General features: G+C 55.1%; 17 protein-coding genes. 4 read left to right on the top strand and 13 right to left on the bottom strand.

What is annotated here, in order from left to right; all coding sequences use genetic code 11:
• Positions 1 to 7: 7 nt before the first annotated feature.
• From AACY09_RS15725 to AACY09_RS15685, 9 genes are all read right to left on the bottom strand, one after another.
• Complete coding sequence (locus AACY09_RS15725; RefSeq protein ID WP_339489341.1) at positions 8 to 1,261, bottom strand: ABC transporter ATP-binding protein; 1,254 nt, start codon at positions 1,259 to 1,261, stop codon at positions 8 to 10.
• The gene (locus tag AACY09_RS15720; RefSeq protein ID WP_339489339.1) at positions 1,261 to 2,058 is read right to left on the bottom strand and encodes an ABC transporter permease; all 798 of its coding nucleotides are present in this window, start codon (positions 2,056 to 2,058) and stop codon (positions 1,261 to 1,263) included. The genes AACY09_RS15725 and AACY09_RS15720 overlap by 1 nt, the downstream gene beginning before the upstream one ends.
• Positions 2,058 to 3,497, bottom strand: a complete 1,440-nt coding sequence (locus AACY09_RS15715; RefSeq protein ID WP_339489337.1) for a mannose-1-phosphate guanylyltransferase/mannose-6-phosphate isomerase — start codon at positions 3,495 to 3,497, stop codon at positions 2,058 to 2,060. The genes AACY09_RS15720 and AACY09_RS15715 overlap by 1 nt, the downstream gene beginning before the upstream one ends.
• Positions 3,498 to 3,501: 4 nt before the next feature.
• Positions 3,502 to 4,473 (bottom strand): GDP-mannose 4,6-dehydratase, encoded by a 972-nt coding sequence (gene gmd / locus AACY09_RS15710; protein ID WP_339489336.1) that lies wholly within the window; start codon positions 4,471 to 4,473, stop codon positions 3,502 to 3,504.
• Positions 4,474 to 4,623: 150 nt separating this feature from the next.
• Positions 4,624 to 5,526: a GDP-mannose 4,6-dehydratase gene (locus tag AACY09_RS15705; protein WP_339489335.1), complete on the bottom strand. Its 903-nt coding sequence runs from the start codon at positions 5,524 to 5,526 to the stop codon at positions 4,624 to 4,626.
• Positions 5,523 to 6,380, bottom strand: coding sequence for a class I SAM-dependent methyltransferase (locus AACY09_RS15700; RefSeq protein ID WP_339489334.1), 858 nt, complete (start codon positions 6,378 to 6,380; stop codon positions 5,523 to 5,525). The genes AACY09_RS15705 and AACY09_RS15700 overlap by 4 nt, the downstream gene beginning before the upstream one ends.
• Positions 6,381 to 6,413: 33 nt before the next feature.
• The gene (locus tag AACY09_RS15695; RefSeq protein WP_339489333.1) at positions 6,414 to 7,283 is read right to left on the bottom strand and encodes a class I SAM-dependent methyltransferase; all 870 of its coding nucleotides are present in this window, start codon (positions 7,281 to 7,283) and stop codon (positions 6,414 to 6,416) included.
• The gene (locus AACY09_RS15690; RefSeq protein WP_339489331.1) at positions 7,280 to 8,854 is read right to left on the bottom strand and encodes a glycosyltransferase; all 1,575 of its coding nucleotides are present in this window, start codon (positions 8,852 to 8,854) and stop codon (positions 7,280 to 7,282) included. Before AACY09_RS15690 ends, AACY09_RS15695 begins: the two co-directional genes overlap by 4 nt.
• A complete protein-coding gene (locus AACY09_RS15685; protein ID WP_339489329.1) occupies positions 8,851 to 10,359 on the bottom strand; it encodes a glycosyltransferase in 1,509 nt (502 codons plus the stop codon). Before AACY09_RS15685 ends, AACY09_RS15690 begins: the two co-directional genes overlap by 4 nt.
• A gap of 552 nt (positions 10,360 to 10,911) precedes the next feature.
• On the opposite strand from AACY09_RS15685, the gene AACY09_RS15680 reads away from it, so the two are divergent.
• The 3 genes from AACY09_RS15680 (at position 10,912) to AACY09_RS15670 (ending at position 13,682) form a co-directional block, all read left to right on the top strand.
• Positions 10,912 to 11,229 (top strand): DUF2388 domain-containing protein, encoded by a 318-nt coding sequence (locus AACY09_RS15680; protein WP_339489327.1) that lies wholly within the window; start codon positions 10,912 to 10,914, stop codon positions 11,227 to 11,229.
• A 183-nt stretch (positions 11,230 to 11,412) separates the two neighbouring features.
• Positions 11,413 to 11,733, top strand: coding sequence for a DUF2388 domain-containing protein (locus tag AACY09_RS15675; protein ID WP_339489324.1), 321 nt, complete (start codon positions 11,413 to 11,415; stop codon positions 11,731 to 11,733).
• Positions 11,730 to 13,682 carry a DUF7844 domain-containing protein gene (locus AACY09_RS15670; protein WP_339489322.1) on the top strand — a complete coding sequence of 651 codons (1,953 nt, stop codon included), beginning with the start codon at positions 11,730 to 11,732 and terminating at the stop codon, positions 13,680 to 13,682. The genes AACY09_RS15675 and AACY09_RS15670 overlap by 4 nt, the downstream gene beginning before the upstream one ends.
• Here the strand turns inward: AACY09_RS15670 and AACY09_RS15665 are convergent.
• Complete coding sequence (locus AACY09_RS15665; RefSeq protein WP_339489320.1) at positions 13,679 to 14,083, bottom strand: GFA family protein; 405 nt, start codon at positions 14,081 to 14,083, stop codon at positions 13,679 to 13,681. The genes AACY09_RS15670 and AACY09_RS15665 overlap by 4 nt on opposite strands.
• A 106-nt stretch (positions 14,084 to 14,189) precedes the next feature.
• Between AACY09_RS15665 and AACY09_RS15660 the strand changes: the two genes are divergently transcribed.
• Positions 14,190 to 15,095 carry an AEC family transporter gene (locus tag AACY09_RS15660; protein WP_339489317.1) on the top strand — a complete coding sequence of 302 codons (906 nt, stop codon included), beginning with the start codon at positions 14,190 to 14,192 and terminating at the stop codon, positions 15,093 to 15,095.
• A 3-nt stretch (positions 15,096 to 15,098) separates the two neighbouring features.
• On the opposite strand, the gene recD is transcribed toward AACY09_RS15660, so the two are convergent.
• Genes recD through recC form a run of 3 tightly spaced genes read right to left on the bottom strand, consistent with a single transcriptional unit; the run spans position 15,099 to position 23,805 of the window.
• Entirely contained in the window at positions 15,099 to 16,943 is a 1,845-nt protein-coding gene (gene recD / locus AACY09_RS15655) for an exodeoxyribonuclease V subunit alpha (RefSeq protein WP_339489386.1), read from the bottom strand.
• On the bottom strand, positions 16,943 to 20,536 hold the full coding sequence (recB, locus tag AACY09_RS15650; protein WP_339489315.1) for an exodeoxyribonuclease V subunit beta: 3,594 nt from the start codon (positions 20,534 to 20,536) through the stop codon (positions 16,943 to 16,945). The genes recD and recB overlap by 1 nt, the downstream gene beginning before the upstream one ends.
• A complete protein-coding gene (gene recC / locus AACY09_RS15645; RefSeq protein WP_339489313.1) occupies positions 20,533 to 23,805 on the bottom strand; it encodes an exodeoxyribonuclease V subunit gamma in 3,273 nt (1,090 codons plus the stop codon). The genes recB and recC overlap by 4 nt, the downstream gene beginning before the upstream one ends.
• Positions 23,806 to 24,055 lie beyond the last annotated feature (250 nt).

The following is a 24,055-nucleotide window of genomic DNA, read 5'->3' as shown; positions in this document are numbered from 1 at the left end:
GTCATCCTTAACTCTCGACGGTGGTCGAAACGACAGCTTCGCTGCGCTCGATGGACACATCAGAATCAAGCCAGGCACAGCCGACAAAGTCAGCCTGTTTGATGTTGATGACATGAAACACCAGCGCGAAATCGCGCCACTCGTAGTTGGTATCCAGATGAGAGTCAAAGCGTGACAAGGACAGTGCAATTGAATAATTGCCCTTACCAAGACGGACAGGGAACTTGAAGCGATAAACCACCTGTTGGCCAGCTTTTAAGTTTTCAACAGGCTGATTAAGACGATGGGTATTAATGCCATACATGGCTTGACCCATACGGTCTTTAATCATGAATCCTAAAATCAATCTCGGCACATCTGCCCGTATATCAACGGTGACTTCGAGAGTAACCATGGAGCCTACAGAGATGACCTCAACCCGCTGACCTTGGTCGTTGATCAACGCGATATCTGCAAAACCAGCTTCTCCGGTGCCCGAGATGGTCCTGACTTGCCCGCTATCAAGACGCTCTTGACGCACGGTTTGCTGCTCTTTCTCAGCCAGCATAGCGCTGTAAAAATCCATCACTTCTTCTGGCGAACCTTCAAGCGCAAGTTTGCCATTAGCTAGCAGAATTGCCCGGTCACAGAGGTTCTGTATCGCCTGTCGGTCATGGGACACAATCAGCAATGTAGTGCCGGCTTTGCGAAATTCACGAATCCGCGCGAAGCTTTTATGCTGAAAATACGCGTCACCTACCGACAGCGCTTCATCGACAATCAGAACATCGGGACGTCGAGCAGTGGCGACGCTAAATGCCAAGCGCATTTGCATACCACTGGAGTAGGTGCGGACCGGATGATCAATGTACTCGCCGATTTCAGCGAACGCTTCAATCTCCGGCATAAGCTCGTGCAGCTCTTCCATGCCCAAACCAAGCAGCTGTCCCGCCATAAAGACGTTCTGCCGTCCACTAAAATCTGGGTGAAACCCCATCCCCAGTTCCAACAAAGCTGCCACTCTACCTTGCAGCTGGATAGACCCGGCGTTGGGTTGCGTAGTCCCCGTGATCATTTTCAACAGCGTGCTTTTGCCCGCCCCATTAACGCCAATAATCCCCAGCGCTTCGCCGGGATTAACGGTGAAAGAAAGGTCTTGAAGTACCCACTTAAGTTGGTGCCTAGGCGCTGAAAAAGGGATAAACCATTCAGCGAGGCGCGCCCAGCGCGAGGGGTACTGCTTGTATGCTTTGCCCAGCTGGCTTACCTGAATGCTGCCCATTAGAGTTCATCCACCATTTCGCCCGAGCGCTTACGGAACAAGCGCATCGCTAACACACACAAAACGACAGCAATGATTAATGTCGGCAGCAGCGACGACCAATCAGGCCAGCGGCCATACACAAAGATGCCTTGATAGGCGCTGATCAACGGCACCATTGGGTTTGCACTCAAGAAGGGTTTGACCCAGTCAGGAAGAATTGATGCCGGGTATACGATTGGCGTGAACCAAAACCAAAACTGCAAAAAAATGCCGACAAACTGGCCGACATCGCGGAAGAACACATTGAGCACCCCGAGCATGATGCCTAAACCGATAGAGAACACGATCTGAATCATCAATACGGGAAGTACCGCAAGAACGGCCCAGCCGGGAAAATTGTCCGTTGCGAGCAAAAACCCAAGGAACAAAGCGAAGATAATCGCAAAGTTAACCCCCGCGTTGAGCACCACAATCAACGGCAAGCAGATTCGTGGAAAGCTGAGCTTTTTGATCAGGTTTGCATGTTCCAGAAACACCGACTGACTGCGGCCAATCACCTCGGCAAAAAAACCCCAGGTCAGAATTCCCGCGCACAGATAAATCCCATACGCGAGGCCGTTATCAACACCCGGCAGTCGAGCTTTCATCAACTGCGAAAAAATAACCGTGTAAACGATGATCATCGACAGCGGATTAAGTACAGACCATGCAGCGCCTAACAGTGAATTCTGGTAACGGGTTTGGAACTCACGCTTCACGCTGCCGACAACAAAGCCACGATAGCTCCAGACAGCGCGAGCCATACTCAAAGCCATCAGACCACCCTGCCGTATTGATCTTCGAAACGTACAATGTCGTCTTCACCCAAGTACTCACCACTCTGCACTTCGATCATCACCAGCTCAATTACACCCGGGTTCTCCAAGCGGTGTTTATGGCCAGCAGCTATGTAGGTTGATTGGTCGCTATTGACCAGGCGCGCGCCATCACCATTGGTGACTTTGGCCATGCCCTTAACCACAATCCAGTGTTCGCTGCGGTGATGGTGCATTTGCAAAGAAAGCGACGCGCCCGGCTTAACCACGATGCGTTTGATCTTGAAACGCGGCCCTTCTTCAAGAACGGTGAATGTGCCCCAAGGCCGACTCACCGTGCGATGCAGACGATAGGCATCATGATTGTTGTCCTTAAGCTGCTTGACCACTAGCCGTACATCTTGAGCGCGGTCAGCATGAGCAACCAATAACGCATCATCAGTATCAATCACTATCAGGTTATCAAGGCCGACCGTTGCGACCATCCGGCCATCGCTCTGCACATAGTTGTTGTGGCTATCAATAAACAGGGCATTGTTGGTTGCACGGTTATTGTGTGCATCCGGCTCGACTAATTGGCTCATAGCATTCCAGGAACCGATATCACTCCAGTCGAATGCCGCCGGTATCACCGCCACGCGCTCCGAAACCTCCATCAATGCGTAATCAATGGAAATATCTGGCATCTCAGAAAACGTTTTGCTGTCCAGTTCACGCTGAACCAGTGTCGGCACATCCTGCACAGGGCTTTGCTCGATGCACAGACGCACTTGCTCCAGCAACTCGGGAGCATAGCGCTCGAGCTCTGCAATGAAGGTGCCTGCGGTGAAGCAAAACATTCCGGAGTTCCAGAGAAAGTTGCCGCTATCCAAGTAGCCTTGCGCAGTGCTCGCATCCGGCTTTTCGACGAATCTAACGACCTTGGTAGCCCCACTGGCGTCGAGCGCGCTACCGGTTTCGATGTATCCAAAACCCGTCTCAGGTGCAGTAGGCGGAACTCCGAAGGTCACCAAGTGGCCCTCTAGAGCGAGTACTTCTGCATGCTTCACTGAAGCATTGAAACCAGCGCTGTCGCAGATCAGGTGATCGGCAGGCATGACCACCATCACCACATCGTCGCCGTGGTTTTGCGCCAGGGTCAGTGCAGCAATAGCAATCGCTGGCGCCGTGTTGCGGCCAACCGGCTCAAGAATAAAATGCGGGCGGCGCGGCCTTAGCTTGGCAGCTAGAAAATGATCTTTGCTTTGAAAGTAGTAGTCCCGATTAGTCACAGTGACAATTTCACCGCCATCGACGATCAAATCGGCAGCACGGCGATAGGTCTTGGCCAGCAACGATTCACCGTCTGGCATAAGCATAAAAGGCTTAGGCTGACCCTCGCGTGAGACTGGCCATAAGCGTGTTCCGGCACCGCCGGACAAAATCACAGGAACTATCATCAGATCACTCCTTGGCTACACGCTTAAGGTCAGCTTCGACCATCGACTGAATCAAAACTTCAAGGTTGGTCTTGGGGGTCCAGCCAAGTACTCGCTCAGCTTTGGCCGGGTTACCCAACAGCACTTCGACCTCCGCTGGACGGAAGAACTCAGGATCGATGATTACGTGATCTTGGTAGTCCAATTCCACATATGAGAACGCGATGCGGCACATCTCACGCACAGTCGTCGTGATGCCGGTCGCGATGACGTAGTCGTCTGGCTTATCTTGCTGCAGCATCAACCACATGGCTTCGACATAGTCACCGGCAAAGCCCCAGTCGCGCTGAGCGTCGATATTGCCCAGCCGAAGCTCATGCTGTTTTCCCTGTTTAATGCGTGCGACGGCATCTGTCACCTTACGTGTGACAAACTCAATACCGCGCAACGGCGATTCGTGGTTAAACAAAATGCCACTCGACGCATGCAAGCCAAAGCTTTCGCGGTAGTTCACGGTTATCCAATGACCATATAACTTGGCCACACCGTAGGGACTGCGGGGATAAAAAGGTGTGTTTTCATCCTGACGCTCGGCTTGGATCAAACCAAACATCTCGCTGGTTGAAGCTTGGTAGAAGCGTGTCTCAGGGCTGAACTGGCGTATAGCCTCAAGCATATGGGTAACGCCCAGGCCGTCGACTATGCCCGTGGTAATCGGTTGATCCCAAGAGCTGCCGACGAAGCTTTGAGCGCCGAGGTTATACACCTCATCAGGACGTGCCTTAAGCACGGCACGTTGCACTGAGGACGCATCAGCCAGATCGCCATCGTGGTAGACAATGCGCGACTCAACACCCAGCTCGCGCAAGCGCCAACGGGTATCGGTACTACGCCGGGCAACAAGGCCATGGACCTCATAACCTTTGTCTAATAGCAGTTTGGCCAAATACGCACCATCCTGACCTGTTAAACCTGTGATAAGCGCTTTTTTATACATTATTATTCTCTTACTACTCTCAGAGATGGCTCTGAGCAGGGTCTCTGGAAAATTTTCGCTAGGTTTACACCCAGTCTTTCGTTGTCATTTATCAGCCGTGTCGACAGCCCTAGATTTGACTCGCCAATCAAACCTAATTGAGCTTTATGTTTAGCGTTGCTCTCGGCCCTCCCAATCAGATAAAACGCTAAGCAGCGTCTCTGAAAAGCCCGCTTCAGGCTCCCATCCAGTCTCTTTTTGAATTTTTGCCGAACAACCGACAACTCTTCGCTGCTCAGCCCGGCGAAAGCGCTCGGAGTCGTGCTCCAGTACCACCTCTACGCCCGCCAGTTGCGCCATCTGATTGATCACGTCACGGATTACTCGCTCCACGCCCGAACACAGGTTGTATATTTCGCCGCTCTTACCTTTCTCAAGCAGAAGCAAGTAGGCAGCTACAACATCGGCCACGTCGAGAAAATCACGGCTCACATCAACATCGCCCACATTCAAGACAGGAGCTTGCTGACCCCGTTTTATCCGAATCAGTTGACGCGCCATATCGGCCACTAAAAAAGTTTCACTCTGGCCAGGTCCAATGTGGTTAAACGGACGAGCAATCACGACGCGCCAAGATTCGGTATAAGCCCATTGCAGACAAAGCAGCTCGGCAGCAATCTTACTCACTGCATAGGGATTGCGCGGCTTGACCATCAAGGACTCGGTAATGGGCATGTCTGACTCATCAACCCTGCCGTAAACATCACCCGAACTGACATACAAAAAGGTGCCGCGAAAACCACGTCGCTTGAGCGCTTGCAACAAATTCAGCGTCCCGAGCAGATTCACCTCATAAGTACGCTGAGGATCGCGAAACGCCTCTGGAACGAAGGTCTGCCCGGCAAGGTGAATAACCGCATCCGGGCATTCCGCACTGAGCGCTGAATCGAGTGATTCAGGATCAAGCAAATCAAACTTGGCCGACGCCATAAGTCGCCAATCTGTCGATGGCAACACCGCCTCTAAATGCTGACCTACAAAGCCACTGCGGCCAGTAACGAAAAGCTGATTCATAAAGGTTTACGCGCAATAACGACTTGGCTTTTCGGCATTGCAGCATCTAATGCCTGCTTGATCCTTGCTCCATCGGGAAGCGATAGCAAAGTTGTCCAAGTATGCGTCCAGCTTTCAATCAGCGGATGCCAAGGAGGAGAAAGCGGCTGGTTTTCACAAGCCCAGTAAAGTGACCACCAAACCGAATGGTAAAAACCATATTGAGTCGTGCGGTCAATCGTAAGGCCTGCTTCCAAAGCCAACTGCGCTAGCTCCCCACGCTTGAAAATACGAATATGATTGGGTTTTTCAAAATAAATTGAAGGCGCGATATGTGTCTGGATTGTTTCGATTAACTCGTCAGGTACTGTTAGCAGGAAAAGAGCGCCTGGCACTGCAACTCTGACCAACTCCTGCATAAAAGCTGCAGGGTCATCGACGTGCTCCAGAACTTCCATGGCGACGATGCGTGAAACATGGGCATCGGGAAGTGGTAACGGATTAGCGTCAGTAACTAATGCTTGAACACTTCGCGCACCTGCTTGCTCAACACGCTGACGCGCAATTTCAATTTTTTCAGCATCAACATCCGCCAGAATAACTGCAGCGCCGCACTTGCCGCTAAAAGTTGCGTAACCGCCATCGCCACAACCTATATCTAGGACAGTATCTGCCGGAGTAATGGCGAACCCTTCGATTAGCTCACCCGTGTCGTTTCGCAGCCAACCGCTGAGATAGCTGTCTACCAAACCTATTTCGAGGTTGACTGGAGACTCTTTGTCCGAGGAATCGTTGGAAACCCCACTTGCCAAGGCGCCATCAAATTCGAGGGGTGCAGGGGATAAGTTTAAAAAGCGTTTTATTTTACTGAGCATTCTTATTCCTATTATTGGCTCGTGGCAAACTTACTAATCTGGTTTGCGCGCAACGATCACCTGACTTTTTGGCATTAAAATGTCTAGGCTTTGCTTCACAGGTGAGAACTCAGGCATATCAATTAGGCGTCGCCACAAGCTCGACCAATCCTCGACTAGCGCGCTGTATGGCGGGTGCACAACATCATGGGTTTCGCCTGAACTGGGCTTGCCACTGTTTTTTTGCTCCGTCCAATACATCAGCATCCACATGGTCCAAAAAAAACCATACGAAGAGCGGCGCTCGATGGTCAGCCCGGCACCCTCAACCAGGGTGGCAAAGTCTTCACGTTCAAAAATATGGATGTGGTTAGGGCGTACAAAATGGTTTGGTGAGGCACACTTTTTTTGGATATGTTCGCCAACAGGATCGGGCACGGCTAATAGAAATAACGCCCCTGGACGTGCTATGCGCACGAGTTCGCGGAGCACCTCCGCAGGGTCGTCAACATGCTCAAGCACCTCAAGAGCGATAATCCGTGAGGCGTAATCATCGGCCAATGGCAACGGCACGCTGTCAGAAACAATGCCTTCGACTCCGCGAGCAGAAGTTTGACTGAGCTTGCTTTTGAGCGCGTCAATCTTGTCGGCGATAACATCAGTGAATACCACATGGGCACCACGATTTGCACAGAACAATGTGGCTCCACCAGCGCCACAGCCAATATCGAGCACCACATCCTCAGCGGAGATAGCGAACCCAGTAAATAACTCATCACTGGCGTTACGAAACCAACCACTTTGCACGGCATCAACCAACCCACAATCCCGCGCATCAACATAATCAGCCGCGGTGACCTCATCATCCCTTGCTGCTGACACATCCGGCTTTAGCCGCTGAAAAAGCTTCTGCAAAAAATTCACGCGGACACCTTTGACTCTAGCTGAAAAAAATCGACCAGCTTTTCTCGCGCAGCGTTTTGCGAACAGTGTTCATGCATTCGTTTGACCGCATTGCGCGACAACTGCTGATATTTTTCCGGCTGCTCTTTGGCACAGGTATAAGCAGCACTGTACGCATCCTTCAGCGACGCCCAATCAATCTGATGACGTAAGGTGCGGTAAGCCAATCGAGGGTCGTGAGACCATGCGGTGCCATCAAGCCAGCTATTAACTACAAATCCCACCTCCTCATCCATGTAATCAACCATGGCGGAGTGGCGGGGAGCAATTGCTGGCTTCCCAGACGACATAAACTCCATTAGTGGCAAGCACTGACCTTCGCCATGAGATGCATTGACGGCAAAGGCGCTAGCACCCACTAGGTTATCGAATTCGTCTCCCTCCAAGTAACCATGTATCAATACAACTCGACATTTGTAGGCTGGCATTCTAGCCATCCAGATCAGCATGTCATGCATAGCTGAAAGGTATTCGCTATGACCCAGCTTAAACACCAATGTTGCATCGGGCGTGTCCCGAAATGCAGCACAGAATGCAGTGAGCATATCGGCCCAGTTTTTTCGCCCGTCGTAAGGGTTAAACATTGCGGTGAAAACCACACCGGATAGCTCAATTTCACTCGCTTGTGCTGCCCAGACAGGCATTTTTGGAGTCAATCCTGACTCTGCCGGATGGGGTGGTTCTACTGTGTTGCGGGGCTCCAATGGCTTAGTTGGATCACTAGCTACCACATCAATTACAGAGTCAATCGGGGGGTTAGCTTGACGGTTACGGCGTCCTGGCAAAAACGGCAGCAACGGCTGAAGAACTGAAATGTACCACTCCCCTAAATATCTTTTGCTAACACGCAAGCGCGACTGCTTACGTACTAGCACTTGATCGAAGTTGAGCGAAACAGAAGATCGAGCCGTAGCGCTTTGATGCTCGCGAATAGCCTGGACGACGAGAGCGGAAGATTCTGGCCCTGAGATGTAGGGTTTCAAGGCAGGATCAAAGCTATCTACAACTACCCCGCACACCACTTTAATTTTTACGGGCTCATTTAAGGGCAAGTTGCTCTGAGTTTTACGAAGATTGGCAAATCGATCCCACACCGGAGATGGCGTCGATAAAATGGGATATTGCGCTCCCAGTTCATTACGTACCGCTTGCACTACCATTGTCGAATGAGTAATTGCCCGGCGACATTGCTTGAGGACATGTACCCAGTTCTGATTAATGTCGTCGAGCCAATGCTCATTAGGAATGCTTGAGAACTCCCATGCAAAAACAGGAACGGTAGGGCATCGCAGCGCAACAAACGTTTTATGCGGAGGCGAGAACGACAGAAAAATGCATTCTCGGCCGTGCGCCAGAGCTTCATCATAGAGTGCATCGACCTCGACTTGAGGCTCCGTAACAAACTGCACGTCACCCAAACTTTGCAGAACAGGCAAAAAGTCCTTCAGAACAAAGTAATAGCTGTACTCAGGCATTCCCATGCTAGCCGCAATATTGTTTGCCCCAACGGCGGAATAAACTAAAAACTTCATTGCGCAGCCCCTCTTTTCTGAAGGGTATTGGGCCGCTCACGGCTCGATTCAATCACGCCTGCTAAAAAATTACGCAACGGCTCAATCGTTTGCTCTACCGATGCAAAGCTATGCATCCGAGCATAAGCTCTCATTGACATCCTCTGGTAAGCATCATGGTCAGCTTTTGCTATTTGATAACTGCGTTTGTAGGCTTCCATGAGTGATTGCCAGTTAAGACGATGGCGGTGGGTATGAAAAATTCCTGTCGGGTCGTGCGGCCAACAGAATGGCTCAAGTGAACATTCCACCAAAAAAGCAATCTCAGAATCGATATAGTCAGCCATAGCTGTATGGGCAGGCGCTATGACGGGCTTACTGGCGCTTAAAAATTCCATCAACGGCAGACATAACCCTTCGCCTGATGAGGCGTTCACATAGAAACTACTGGCCGCAATGAGTGCTTGGTACTCCCGATCCTCCAGATATCCGTGCAACACAAGCACTCGGCACTTGAATGGGGCTAAGCGGGAAAGCAATGTAATTAGCACGATCCGGTAATACTCAAGGTCGTAGTGCGTCATCTTCACAACTAAGGTGGCATCCTCCACATTTTTAAATGCCCAGCAAAATCCAGTAATAACCTCCACCCAGTTTTTACGACTATCTGCTGGATTAAGCACTGTGCAATAGACAACACCATTGACTAGCACTTCTTGCAAAGGAGGCAGCGCTGCCTGATGAGGCTCATCAGGCAATCCAGCTTGAGCGGTTACCGGAACCAGGCTAACGGCTAACTCGCCTCCCTCGATAGGCGAATTAATTTCAGCCCACCACCCGCGGAGCAATGCAGCGCTGTGCTTAAGAGAATGGGCAACTGTGTTTTGAAGCGAAAGAAGAGGAGTGCGTTCTGGCGATGACTGAGTATCTTCATCCTGCACAGATTCTGTAGATTGTTTGCGTACTAGCCCATCGGCTGATAAGCCAAGCGTACAACTATCAATCACAATGCCTGCGAACGAAAACTTACGCTCATCTAAAATGGGCGTTTTGCCGGTCACGGAACCTAGGCTTGAATACCGATCCCAAATCGGAGCGGGCATAGCAATAATCGGATACGCATCACCCATAACTTGCGTGACCAAAGCTGCTGTTTCTTGACTAGTACTAATTGCACCTTGAATGCAAGCAAATGCATAGCGCCAGTCGTTGCAAGGACTCTCATCCCACCCCCCTGATGGCAGGCTATCGAACTCCCACGCGAAAAGACTGACGGTTGGGCAGGCTGATGTCAGTGGTGTTTGGTGCGGCGGACTGACACTGATAAATACAACAGGTTGCCCTTGGCTACTGTACTGAACGTAATGGTCATCAACTTCAGATTGACTTGAAACGTGGATAACCTTGCCAATCCTTTCCAGTGCGGGCAGGAAATCCTTGAGTAAAAAGAAATAGCTGTACTCCGCCTTGCCCAAAGACGCGTGGATATTTGACTGAGTGATTTTCGAGCTGATGAGAATAATCATGGGCGGGCTTACAAGCCTTTAACGTCAAATACTCGGCAGAGAACAGCCGAGTGAGATTGTTATTATTTTTGAGGCTGACTTGACCTGACACCGAGAAGACAAGCCTGCTAAAACCACTTAAAACGGCTTTTTTAGGGGTACTTTGTGAAATATGGCGGCAATTTTGGTCAAGCAGCTCTTTTTGATTACCCCTCAATACCACCAGTATTTAGTTAGGGTTGCAAGAGCTAGACTCACAGATATATGAAATTTTTTGTAACCTGTGCAAGGCGCAAGCTAGACGCGTGGCGCTGGCCCAGTGTTTGCGGGACTTGCATTGAGAGCCAGGCAAAAATTGCCAAAAGCCACAGTTGAAACCCGTTCTGTACGCAACTTTAAGAGCGGCACAAACTCTCAGCTTAGAGCTACTATCAATCTGCCAGCTCCGCTGGCGCCTGATGGCATAAAATTTTATTAGCGACCCTTACCCGCGCTACACAATCAACGGGCTAGGCTTATACTTACCCTACGCGCCTAACGCCGTATCTCTACCCACAGTTTGGAGTTTTCAGGATGAAACCATTACGCACACTTAGCTTTGCTGCTCTTATGGCACTGGCTGCAAATGCCTCGGCCACGAGCTTTGTTGTCACCACCGACGCCATTGTTGGCGCTGTTGCAGCGACAACTGATGCGACCTCCGATGTCAGCTCGTCTTTCAAAGACGACAAAGTAGTCTTGGCGGCGCGTGACGATGCTGCCAGCTTTGTAGCCAGCCAAGGTGACATTCGCGGCGTCCACTTGGAAGCTGCTCTCGACCACATCCGCACCACTGTTCCGAGCTTGCAAGCCAACGATATGCAGCTCGCTCAGGCAATTATCAGCCTGTAACCCAAGCTGCAGCGCTGCACATAACGCCACGACTTGTTCGTGGCGTTATGCATTTAAAGATGTACCACTGGCTATCTGCCTACTCGGTGAGTCAAAATCTGCATACCACTCTGCTGCTTGTGTAGCGGAACTGGGCCGGGCATTGCTCGTCCAAACGCTATCAACTGTATTTCGGAGATTTCTATGCGTCGCATTTTGCTTGCCTCTGTAGCTACTGCCACTCTCCTGGCTGGCACCGCTCAGGCCCAAACACTGGTTGCGACCAGTAACATCATCGTTCGCGCGCTCGACCGCACCTTGGATTTCACCTCGGACACCACCACCTCGATTCGCGACTCCAAAGTTGTCCGCGAGGCCCATGATGACGCCGCCAGCTTTGTTGCGACCAAGGGCGAAATTCGTGGCGCCAACCTCGAAGCCGCCATCACAACTATTCGCAGCCGTGTACCCGAAGCTGAAAACGCCTCCGACCTGACGCTAGCTGAAGCCATTCTCGCTCTGTGAGTCTGGCGCGTACCTGCCTGATCCTTTGCTTGCTACTGTTCTCGACTGGTAGCTATGCGGCGCTACGCCTCAAGGTTGCTGGCGACGATTTAAGTACTGCCGAGCAAGCCGTCAGCCAAAACCTGCTCAGTGAAGCGTTAGAATTGTTGCCGCCGAGCTTTCGCCAAAGGCTTGATCGTGAGGTCAGGTTCAGCTGGCAAAAGCTCCCGCATCAGGTGTATGGGCGCACGGTCAAGACCGAGCAAATCTGGCTCAACCAGCGCCTGCTACCCGCACTAGTTGATGGCAGCGCTCAGACCGAGCAGACCAATCGCCCCCACGGCACGGTACGCAAAGAGCTGCTGGCGACAGTCATTCACGAACTGACTCATCTCTACGACCGCGCCCGGGTTTGGCCTGCCGCCGAAAGAATACGCCTGAGCCGCTGTCAAAACCGCGCCAGCAGCAGCGGTCTGGTTGGCTTGCCGGATAACTGTCGCGGCGAAACGGCACGACGCTTCACCTTCAGCGATGATCCGCGCCTACTGGATATTGCCGGCTGGCCACAATACGTGGGTCGCCGTGGCGAGCGCGAACAAGAAAATCATCAGGTTGCCCGCAGCCCGGACTTGTATGAACTGGAAAACCCGCGCGAGTTTGTGGCGGTCAACATGGAGTACTTCCTGCTTGACCCAAGCTTTGCCTGTCGCCGGCCGACATTAGCCGCCTATTATCGCCAACAATTCGCATGGACGCCGCCCCACCAAAACAGCTGCGACACCACGCTTGCCTACCTTAATGCGGGCAATGATTTTGCCAAGGAGCCGCTGGGCAAGATTGATCCCGAGCGTGTGTATGAGGTTGATTACCTCCTCGCCGAGGCCAATGATCAGCTCGCCAGCCGCTGGGGTCACAGCATGATACGCCTGGTCATCTGTGCGCCAGGTCGGCCGCGTGGCCCGGCATGCCGGCTCGACCTGGATCAAAGCCTGGTGCTGTCGTACCGCGCATTTATCGGCGATGTACAGCTCTCCAGTTGGGGCGCGATGATTGGCGCCTACCCATCACGGCTGTTTGTTCTACCGCTGGCGCAGGTGGTCGACGAGTACACCAAAACAGAGCTGCGCAGCTTGATTTCAGTGCCCATGAATCTTGATCGCCAGCAGATCAACGACTTCGTCACCCGCTCGATCGAGCAGCACTGGAGCTACGACGGTAACTACTACTTCCTGTCGAACAACTGCGCCGTCGAGAATTTAAAACTACTGCGCGCGGGCACCAATAGCCCAAAACTTCAAACCCTCGACAACATCATGCCTAACGGTTTGCTTGAAGTACTTGAGGGGCGCGGACTGGCGGACTCAAGCATGCTCAAAGATCGCAAAGAAGCGATGCGCTTGGGGTATTTGTTTGACTCGTACCGCGACCGTTACCAAGCCATGTTTGATGTGTTGCGCAGCCACTTGCCAATCAAACAGGAATCCGTTGAAGACTGGCTTTCTCTACCCGCCAAAGAACGCCAGGGGTGGTTCGCCCAAGCTGACATTCGCACCACCGCAGCGATGATGCTGTTAGAGAAAGCTGCGCAGCGCAAACAAATACTGGTCGCTCAAGAGGAACTCAAGCAGCGCTACCTCAGCGGACGTGAAGTACCCGACCACGGCCTCGATAAAGCCGGTAATGCCCTAGAGCAAATCCTCGCCAATAGCGGTTTTTTAAGCAGGCCAGCCGAGATGCTCGAAGGCGGTTATGGGTTGCCCCAGGAAGCCGAATGGCAGCGCCTGGAAACCGAGAGCAGCACCCGTCAACAGTATCTGCTGAAACTGCGCGGCTCACTGGATAATGAAGTGCGCAGTTTGCTTGACCCTGAGCGCCTGGCAGAACTGGAGACCATTGAAGACAATCTTAAGCAGCTCGGCAGCCACTTACGTGAGATGCATAAGGCCAGCGGCGGATTGATGCTGCCCTAAGGGATAAACTCTTGTTGCTCGTCAGGCAATTCGGGATCAAGCGTCAGCCATGGCAAGCGGCTTTGCACCCAGATATGTCGATCTGCAGGGGCACGCTCTGGGTTGTCCAATGTAGCCACGGTAACGTCCAGGGTCTCTGGGCTGAGGGATGTAAACAGCGCCAGCTGCGCGCCGCACTCTGGGCAAAAATAACGTGTGCAGCTGGCCGATGATGCGTACTGCTTAGCCACACCTTGAAGCCAGCTAAAACGCGCCCGTGGCACGGTAATCCAAGTGGTGACGATCCCACCGCTCGTGCGCCTGCAAATCGAACAGTGACAATGCGCAATGTCATGCAAGGCTGCATCAAACTGGTAGCGCATAGCGCCGCACTGACAACCGCCACTGTGTAGATCACTCATCATCTCTCCTTCAGATTGAACCGTGCCTAGCTTGTAGGTGACGTCAGCCTTGCACTCTCGCTATCCACTGCGCAAGATAGCCGCCTATCTATTGCAGGAGGTTAGCGTGCTTGAGCTTCTACTGGCCCTGTGGCCGCTATTTGCCCTGATTGTTGCCGGCTTCTACCTGCGGCGCTGGAATTTCCCCAATGAAGCCTTCTGGCCAGGTGCCGAGCGCCTAAACTATTTCGTGCTATTCCCTGCGCTGCTGTTTAGCAGTCTAGCCCGAGCACCGCTGGACAATCCGGCACTCAAGCATCTTGCACTGGCTGTAATGCTCGGGCTTGGCATCGGTTGGCTGGCTTTGCTGCTGATGCGCCGCATAAGGGGCTGGCCCGCTGCCCGCTTTGGTGTGTTCACCCAGGGCACCTTACGCTTCAACACCTACCTCGGCCTTGCCGCTGTCGGCAGCCTGTTTGGCCAACCGGGGCTGACGCTGGCTGCGCTGATGCTGGCATTAATGGTGCCGACGGTTAACGTGCTGTCGGTGTGGTCTTTAACCGCTGAACGCGGGATTAGCGCCCGCAGCCTGTTGTTGCCAATCTTCAAGAACCCGCTGATTCTCGCCTGCCTCGGTGGCGCGCTTATCAACCTCAGCGGCATCGGCTTGCCCGGTGGAACCGATCGATTGCTCAGCATGCTCGCCGCCGCCAGCCTGCCATTGGGCCTGCTCTGCGTCGGCGCGGCGTTGAAGCCTGAAGAGCTGGGCAACGAAATTCCCGCATTGGGGTGGAGCAGCCTGGCGCGCTTAATCGGCATGCCAATGTTGGCGTGGGTGATTGCACAGGTACTGAGTTTGCCAGCGATGGAAACCACGGTACTGGTGTTGTTCTTTGCCCTGCCAACCGCGCCAACCGCCTATGTGCTGACCCGCCATTTGGGCGGTGACAGTCAACTGATGGCTGGCGCCATCACGCTGCAAACCTTGCTCGCCGCTGCCAGCCTGCCGATTATTTTGACGCTGCTGACCTGAGGGTCAAAATAAATCCAGCTGACCCTGGCTGGCAGGCTTTGTCCCCTCGAGGCTTGGAACCTGCGTAGCCTTTTCGGCTGGCACATTTGCCAGTCGCTCCGCTAATCCTGCCGCGCGTTCGGCACGGGTTGCAACGGCTTCGGCCAGACGCTGGGGCAGCCCCCAAATCTCGACCTTGTGTTTGGCCCGGGTGATACCGGTGTAGAACAGGCTGCGGGTCAACAGCGGGCTCGGCTGCTCAGGCAGGGCCAACAACACCTCGCTGAATTCCGAGCCCTGGCTTTTGTGCACGGTCATGGCAAATGCACTGTCGTGACTCGGCAGGCGCGCCGGGGAAAATGGCCTGAAGCCCTGTTCCCCTTCGAAGAACACCCGCAAGCCATGCTCTGTTGGTAAGCAGATACCAATGTCACCGTTGAACAAACCCAGCGCATAGTCGTTTTGCCGCACCATCACCGCACGCCCGGCATACCAGCGTTCGCGAGTGGCGACTTGCTGGCGGCGCCTGATGCGCGCCTCCAAGGCTTCATTGATACCCGCAACGCCCCATGGGCCTTCGCGCTGGGCGGTAAGTACGCGAAAATCATTGAAAGCACTGAATACAGCGGCTGGATCAGCGTTTTTTACCGCCTGAAAATATCCAGCGTAGCCTTGGCTCAAACGCTCCAGCAGATCAGTCGGATTCGGCTGTGCTTGCCAGGCAAGATCGGCTCGCGATTCTCTTAGCAGGCTCAGGGTGCCGGGCACGTCACCGGAGTTAATGCGCCGGGCGAGTTCACCGATCCCGCTGTCACCGGCAAAGCGATGGCTGTGGGTCAACAGCACCACGGCGTCACCGAGCGTTGAGCGAGGCGCTTGCACCTCGACATGCTGTCCAGTGATGCGCTGCAAGTCCGCAGCAGCTTGAGCGTCAAATCCGCGACCTTCACAGAGCTCGGCAAACACTGCGCCCGCCTCAACAGCGGCCAGTTGATCTTTATCACCGAGCAATATCAGCCGCGCTTTGAGTGGTAAGGCATCGACCAGTTTGGCCATCAATGCCAGATCGACCATTGAAGCTTCGTCGACCACCAACACATCCAGCGGCAGCGGATTGGCCGCCGTGTGGCGAACCTGTGGGCTATCGCCTCGGCTGCCAAGCATGCGGTGCAGGGTGCGCGCCTCCTCGGGGAGCATCTGCTTGACGGCATCGCTGACCGGCAATGTGGCTTTTGCGTTGCGAATGGCTTCGGCCATCCGCGCCGCTGCCTTACCTGTTGGCGCGCCTAAACCAATGGCCAGTTGCTCGCCACCGGGTTGTTCAAGTAATGCCGCGAGTAACCGCACCACAGTGGTCGTTTTACCCGTGCCGGGGCCGCCAGAAATGACTGCCACGTTACGCCGCACCGCTTGCGCGGCGGCAAGACACTGCCAGTCAGGTTGCTGGGTGTTAAAGGCAAACAAGCGCTTAAGCGTCTGCCCAAGCACGTTTTCATTCACCTCGGGCAGTGCCGCTGAACGCACCAGTAACTGCTCTGCCAATTGCTGTTCATACGCTTGATAACGGGCCAGATACAACCGCAGACCATCGATTATCAACGGTGTGAAGTCACCGGGCTCGCCAACCAGTGGCGAAGCCTGCAGCAGGCTGATCCACTCGGCTAACGCGGGCAATTGGTGGATGGTTTCTGGCCAAGGTCGCTGCCCCGCCATACGCGATAAATCCAGGCATACATCGCCCTTCTCTAACGCTGCACAGGTCAATGCTGCGGATGCCAACACCCAGGGGTTTGCATCCGGCTGCAAGCGTTGCAGGCTCTGCACCAAGGCACGCTCCAGCGCGCCGAGCGACAGTTGCGCTAGATCAATCATGCTGGCACCTCGGCGCTAAACAGCACATCAAGCGCATCCAGCAGCTCATCGCTGGGCCGCGAGAAATACACGCCGGCGCTGGGCATGCCGCGCAGAAACAAGTAATAAGCGCCGCCAATCTGGCCATTATCAAAGTCGCTCAAACGTTGACGCAGAAAACGCCGCAGGGCGACCAAGTAAATAAGGTACTGCAGGTAATAATGCTCCCGGGCCAAGGCCTGCACCAGCCGCTCGCCACCGTAAAAACTGGCGTCGGGTCCGAGCCAGTTGGATTTGTAGTCAGCGATATACCAACGCCCCTGATATTCAAATGTCAGGTCGATAAAGCCTTTCAAAAAGCCCTGCAGGCTGTCGAACTCAAGGCGCGCTGCCGCTTCGCGCATGGGCTCGGTCAGACCATAGGCAGGATCAGTCAGAATGGCCCGCAAACGCTGCACATCCAAGCGCGACACCGGGAAGGTAAAGCCCAGTTCAGGCAAGCGCCGAGCACCTGCAAGCGTGGTCAATGTCAGGCCGCTGCCGTCCAGATCAGTATCAAGTACTTGTTGCAGATGATTGAGCGCAACCTCGCTCCAATCGCTGGAAATACCATGACCGCTGAGTGCCGGTTCGACCAACTCGGAAAGCGGGGCTTTGTTCAGCGCCCAATCTTCAAGAATTGCGTGCAAACAAGTGCCCGCCCTTGCGCCACGGGGAAAGCCATAAAACCCCGTGCCCGGCTCGCTTGCATCGGGTATCACCAAGCCATCGCGGTCGGGTGCTTCCATGTGCATCCCGGCCGATAAACCGGAGAAGCTGCCAATCCGCCAACTGCTGTGCAGACTGCGTTGCAAGTGGGTCAATTGCTCAGGCGCCGGAGCACGATGCTCACCAGCGGCACTGGCTTCTGCTTCGAGTAACGAGGTCAGGCCTATGTGGCCTTGGCTGTGCTCGGCAAGCACTTCAAGCTCTGCACGCAAACCCCGCGCAGAGAGGGTTTGCAGATGACCCGCAAGCTCAGCCAGCGGGTCATTGCCCGGTAAGTCGCGCCCATGCAGCAGCCACGCCAAGGCACTGCTTTGCAGGCCTTCATCGCTCATAGTGCCATCTTTTTTCGGCTTGCAATCGACCGCGCCCCAGTGCAACCAAAGCCGCACAGCCGCGCGGGTCATTGCTACATATGAAAGGCGCAATCGCTCGGCAAAACGCTCCTGCCGCGCACGTTGGCGGTGTTGCTCCAGCTGCTCGCCACCCAGGTCGAGCAGGGGCGTACCGTCATCGGCATGGCAGGTGATATCTTCGCTCTTGCGCAGCAGCGCGCCATCCCACAGGTAAGGGCAAAACACCAGGGGGTATTCCAGCCCTTTGGAGGTGTGAATGGTGACGATCTGCACCCGCTCGGCATCGCTTTCCAGGCGCAGTAACGCCTCTTCGCCATGGTTATCCACGGTGCGCTGGGCGTTGAACCATGCCAGCAACTGCTCCATCCCCGGACGTTGCAAACTTTCGCTTTGCAGCAACTCGGCCAGATGCAGCAGGTTGGTCAAACGCCGTTCGCCGTCAACCACTGCAAGCAAACGCTGGGCAACAGCTTGTTCATCCAGCCAAGCGCGGAAGGCGCGCATAAACCCTTGTTGTTGCCACAATTGGTGATAGCGCTCGGCCGCTTCACGCTCCTGATCCCACGCCCGAGCATCATCCTGACACGCCGCCAAATCGGCAGCGCTGCGGCCCAACAAGCGGGTGGCCAAGGCATAACGCAATGCCCCCTCACGACCCGGCTCCGCATAAGCCGCCAATACCGCGGCCAAGGCTTCGGCTTCTTCGCTGTGCCAAACACTTTCTTTACCCCGACGCACACTGGGAACGCCTCGCGCCGCAAGCTGCGCAGCCACTTCAGCGGCTTGCCGATGGCTGGCCACCAACACCGCAATATCGCCGCCCTTAAGCGGTGTATGCACACCGTTGTCATCGAAATAGGCTTGGCCCTTGGCGCTTGCCGCCAGCAGACTGGCGATACGCCGGGCGGTATCAATAGCGACCAGATTGCCCGCCTCGCCCTTGGTCAAATAGTCATCGTCCAACCAGACCAGCGCCAGCGAGGCGTCGCTTTGATCCTCCAGCGTTGGCAGCACCAGTTTAGCCCGCGCCTTATCACTGGCACCCACTGCCGGGTAATCCAGGCCCTCCACAGCAAATGGCATTGGTCGGGCAAATACCTGATTCAGTGCGCTGATCAGCTGGGGCGTTGAGCGGTGATTGGTGGCCAAGCTGTATTGCCGAGCTGCCTCGCTGCGCGCGGTGAAATAGGTGGCCAAGTCCGCACCGCGAAAGGCGTAGATCGCCTGTTTAGGATCGCCGACAAAACATAAATCCGCCGCAATGGCCGGCTCGTCCACAACTGGCGCAGGCTCAAGACCGCTGTCGCTGTAAATACGCCGGAAGATCTGATACTGAATCGGATCGGTGTCCTGAAACTCGTCAATCAGGGCCAGCGGATATTGCTCGCGCAGGGTCGTCGCCAGATGCTCTCCGCCCTCGCCATATAACGCTTGCTGCAGTTGGTTGAGCAGGTCATCGAACGCCAGCATGCGCTGCGCCGCCTTGCGCGCCGGCAATTGCTCATTAAGCTGAGCGATCATCCGCACCTGCAGGTCGATCAAGCGTTGCTCGGCCTCAGGCTGGGCAGCATCCAATGCGTCACACAACCCCTGCAATGCATCGGCAACTGCTTCCAGCGGTGCATCAAAGCCTTTGTTAGTGCCCTTAATTAGCGCTTCACGCGAGAGTTTACGCAGGCCGTCGACCTTGCCAAACAGCCCGGCGACATCACTGAAATAGCCGTCCAGTTCAATCTGCCATAAACTGAATTTCTCGGCACTGAAGCTGCGTTTATTGAAGCCAGCAAAGGCTTTGAGCTGCTCGATCCAGCCTGCACCTTGACGCAACCAGAAGTCCTTGGCGTGATGCCAGGCATTGCGCACTTCCGCCAATTCGGCGGGTGCGCCTGGTGTTGGCTCAACACGCAAATAGGGCTTGCCCAGGTGGCTGCGCAACCGTTGCCGCAGCACCTGCGGAGTGATTTTTTGCTGGACCAAAAACGCCGCCCATTCAGGCTCGGCGCTGGCCAATTCGACGCGCCAGAGATCGGCGATCAATGCGTCCAGCAGTTCGCGATCATCCTGGGTCAGTTCGTTGTCAAAATCACCACCGGCTTCAAATGCAGCATCTTGCAGCGCGCGCTGACAGAAACCGTGAATGGTAAAGATCGCGGCCTGATCAAAGCCATGCACCGCGAGCAACAAGCGCCGGTGACTGGCTGGATCTGGGTATTGGTCGTATAACGCATTGAGCAAGACATCGTCGCCATGGCCTTGCTCATAAACCACCAGCAACTCGGCCAATCGCTTGCGCACCCGCTCGCGCAACTCAGCAGTAGCGGCCGTGGTGTAAGTCACCACCAGAATCTGTGCCACCGAAAGCTGCTTTTCCAGCAGCAAGCGCGCGTAGAGCAAGGTCAAGGTAAAGGTTTTACCGGTGCCAGCACTGGCCTCGATCAGCGAGCGACCGCTAAAGCTGTCATGCAGCAAGTCCAACTTTGCGCCACTCATTGCTCGTCCTCATCACCTTGCAGGGCATCCAGTGCGGGGCCATACAACTGTTCAGCCAACGCCTCGAAACGCTCATCGAGTGGTTCGCGATCACGAAAGGCCAAGGCATTCCATGGGTCCTGACTTTCTCCGGTCATAAAATCATTGCCCTGCCAGAGGATGCGCGCCTCACTGCGTGCGGCATCAATCGGCTCTTTGCGCCCCGGCTTGCGCCATTTTTTGACGAAACCATAGCTGCATTTGGCCAATACCGGTAACGGCTCACACAGCGCCGAGCGATAAGCGAGCAGCCAAGGCTCCAGTAATTCACGGGCATTGCTCAAGGCACCCAGACGCCACTCGCTTTTCGGTGATAACAATCGGCTTTCACGGCAGACCGTCGGGTTATCGCTGCAATTGAGCAACAAATGTCGTAACCAGAACGGTGCCAGCTCCCAAGCGCCTAAATCGCGCAGGCGGTAATCAAACAACCCGCTTTGGGTGACGCCTTCCAGCCAACCGTGAATGCGCACACCAGCGAGTTTGATATCGACCAGCACCGGTTGTGGCGCATCGGCCGGACGCTCTGCAAACAGGGTCGGAGCGAAGGCGCGAATCGGCCCGCGGATCTGTCCCCAATAAGCCTGCCCCAACTCGCCAACCGGCAGCCAACCCGAAGCCGCCGCGACCGCACGCTCTTCAGTTTCGCTCCAGTTGCGCTCAATCGCCTGCAAAGCCAACTGACGTAAACCGTGGGTCGATGTCCACTCCACACTAAAGGGTTCGTCGCCCGCCAGCGCGTCCTCAGTTTGCGCCAAACGCAGGCCCAAGCGTTGCTCAAGTAGATAACGCGCCGGGTGTTTGAAACAATGGATCAACTGGCTTGGTTCAAGCGTCAGCCACTCTTCATCCGGCTCAGGTAAGCGCTGCACAAATGGCTGGGCAAGTGCGCCGACCGGTTCTGCCAGACGCTGCGCGGCGCGAAACCAGGGCGCCGCAAAACCGGCATGGCGTTGACCCAGAAAGTTAGCTGGGGAAAATGGCTGCAGCGGGTGATGGAGGACGATGTGCTTGCTCGCGGTTTGCGCATAAGCATGTTCCGCCCCGGCACAGACCGCTGTCAGATCAACCACCTCAAGCAGCTCGCTGATCAATACCGAAGGTGGCAACTCGGCATTGCTGCGCGGGTCACGTCCCACATAACTCAGGTATAAACCGCTGCGCGCACTGAGCAGGGTTTCGAGCAGCAAATAACGATCATCCAGACGTCGCGCACGGTCACCGCGACGCGGCTTCTGACCGATCAGATCAAAGCCCGCCGCTGGCGTTCGCCGCGGTAATGCACCGTCATCCAGACCGAGCAAACACACCTGGCTAAATGGCAAGCTGCGCATCGGCACCATGGTGCAGAAGGTCACCGCACCGGTTAAGAAACCAGAAGCGCCGCTGCCTTGCTCCAGTGCAGCGCTGAGTTGCTGACGAATCAGGGCCAGCTCCAGTGGCCGCTCAATTCCAGCGGCCAATGCTTGCTCATCTAATGCCGCACAGGCCTTGGATAACAGCAATAAAGTATCGCCCGCCTCGCGCTCATCAAACAGGTTGTCGATCAGCTCAAGTAAGGTCTGCGCCCACTCACTCAGTGAGCGCGGGCGCTGCATATTTTGTGCAAGCCCGGCCAGGCGCTCTACAAACCCGGCCAAGCGCCCGAGCAGTTGTGCGCGCGCGCCTTCAAGGGCATCCAGCGGCCAGCTTTCACCCAGCAACGGCGCCGCCAAACCGGCAAGTTGCGGCGGCGCGGCAAAACCCAGCAGCAAGCGATCAAGCCCTTGGCGCCAGGTGAACGCCGCGTCGGCCGGCAAACCTAATTGCTGGCGATGGTTGCTGTCGCGCCCCCAACGCACGCCGGCGTCGTGCAGCCAGTCGCGAATCAGCGGCAAGTCTTCGGCTTCGATACCGGCCTTTCTGGCAATAGCTGGCTGCTCAAGCCAGGTCAGCACTTCTTCGGCAGCAAAGCGGCTGTCGGGCAAACCGAGCAAGCTGATAAACGCCTCAATCAGCGGTATTTCGGCGCGCATGCTGCGATCGGCAAGACTGAACGGGATACGCGGCACGCCTTCTCGCGGGGCGAACACCGCTTCAATGTAGGGTGCATAGCGCTCGATATCCGGGGTCAAGACCACCACTTGATCGGGCGTCAGCGCAGGATCTGCTTTAAAACGTGCGAGTAGTTGATCGTGAAGGATTTCAACTTCGCGCAGCGGCGAATGCGCGATGTGCACTTCCAGCGAGCGGTCGTCCTCACGCAGCAGCAGGCGTTGCTCTGGCGTGCGAGTGTGCAGGCGCAAAATATCGTTCTGCAAAGCATGCAGCAGGCTGTCGTCATGCAGCGCATCGTCTTCAGAATACAGGCCGATTTCCTGGCTGCCTTCGCTGCTGGCCAGCGAGAACAAGCTGTCGAAGAAGTCGCGCCCCTGCTTACCCAAGCTCGCCAACAATGGATGGCCGACATCCAGATACCAATCGTCCGGGCTCAATTCCGGCTGGCGCGCCAGCTCACGAATGTCACGAATTTCACCCCAGGCCTCGCGGCAGGGATTGAGGGCGAAGATGATCACTTCTGTGTGTTTGGCCAAGCCATCGAGCACCCGCATGTGGTGCGGCGGCAAGCTGCTGATGCCAAACACCAGCAACCGCTCAGGCAGATTGTCTATGGAGTCGCCCGCGTATAAGCGACCGAGTAAATCATCGAGCAAGCGCGCACGGTGTGGGTGGCCATCTTTGGTCAGCTCACGCCACAACAAGGCTTGCCAGGCTTCGTCCGGCCCCAGATCAAGCAGCTCATTACGCTCCCATGCGGCGAGCCAGTCATCGCGATACAGCAAATATTGGTCAAAGACGTCGGCAATTTTCGCCGCCAGGGACAGTCGCCGACGCTCATCACCGCCTTGAAGGTAATGGGCCAGGCGAGGGGTCTGCGCGAGGTGTTCAGCTTCGCAAAGCCAGTCATACAAGCGCCAACTCAACGTAGTCGGAGAGAACGCCGATTGCTCGGGTAGCTGGCCCAGCACCAGCCTCGATAGATCCCAGACAAACTTGGCCGGCAGTTGCACATCCAACTGCATGGCGATGCCTTGCTTACGGGCAAGCTCAAGGGTGAGCCAGCGACCCATGCCCTGACTCGGCACCACCACTTTTACCGCCGCAAAGGGATCACGCAACGGCTGGGCGAGCAGCGTAGTTGCTAGCTCGCCAAGGGTTTCTAAGTCTGGCGCGTGATACAGAGTCAGCATGGGTCACATCACATCAGGGCAATCGGTTTAGATTACCAGTTCAGCATGCTGACAACAGGCCCACGGCAGCATTCTTTCACCGGACGCAGACACAGCGAGGCAGATGGAAAAGCGTAACCGGCCGTAAGCTGCGCCAACGCGGTGGTTGCCCACCCTGACTCACACCGCAACACCTTGGTTATCCAGCAATCGGTGCGCAGCAAAAAGCCGCTAGCAGACACCTGTTAGCGGCTTTTTAGAGCGGATCAGC

The organism is Pseudomonas sp. EL_65y_Pfl2_R95, from assembly GCF_963971045.1.
Lineage (GTDB): Bacteria > Pseudomonadota > Gammaproteobacteria > Pseudomonadales > Pseudomonadaceae > Aquipseudomonas.
This window is presented reverse-complemented; position numbering and strand designations above follow the sequence as displayed.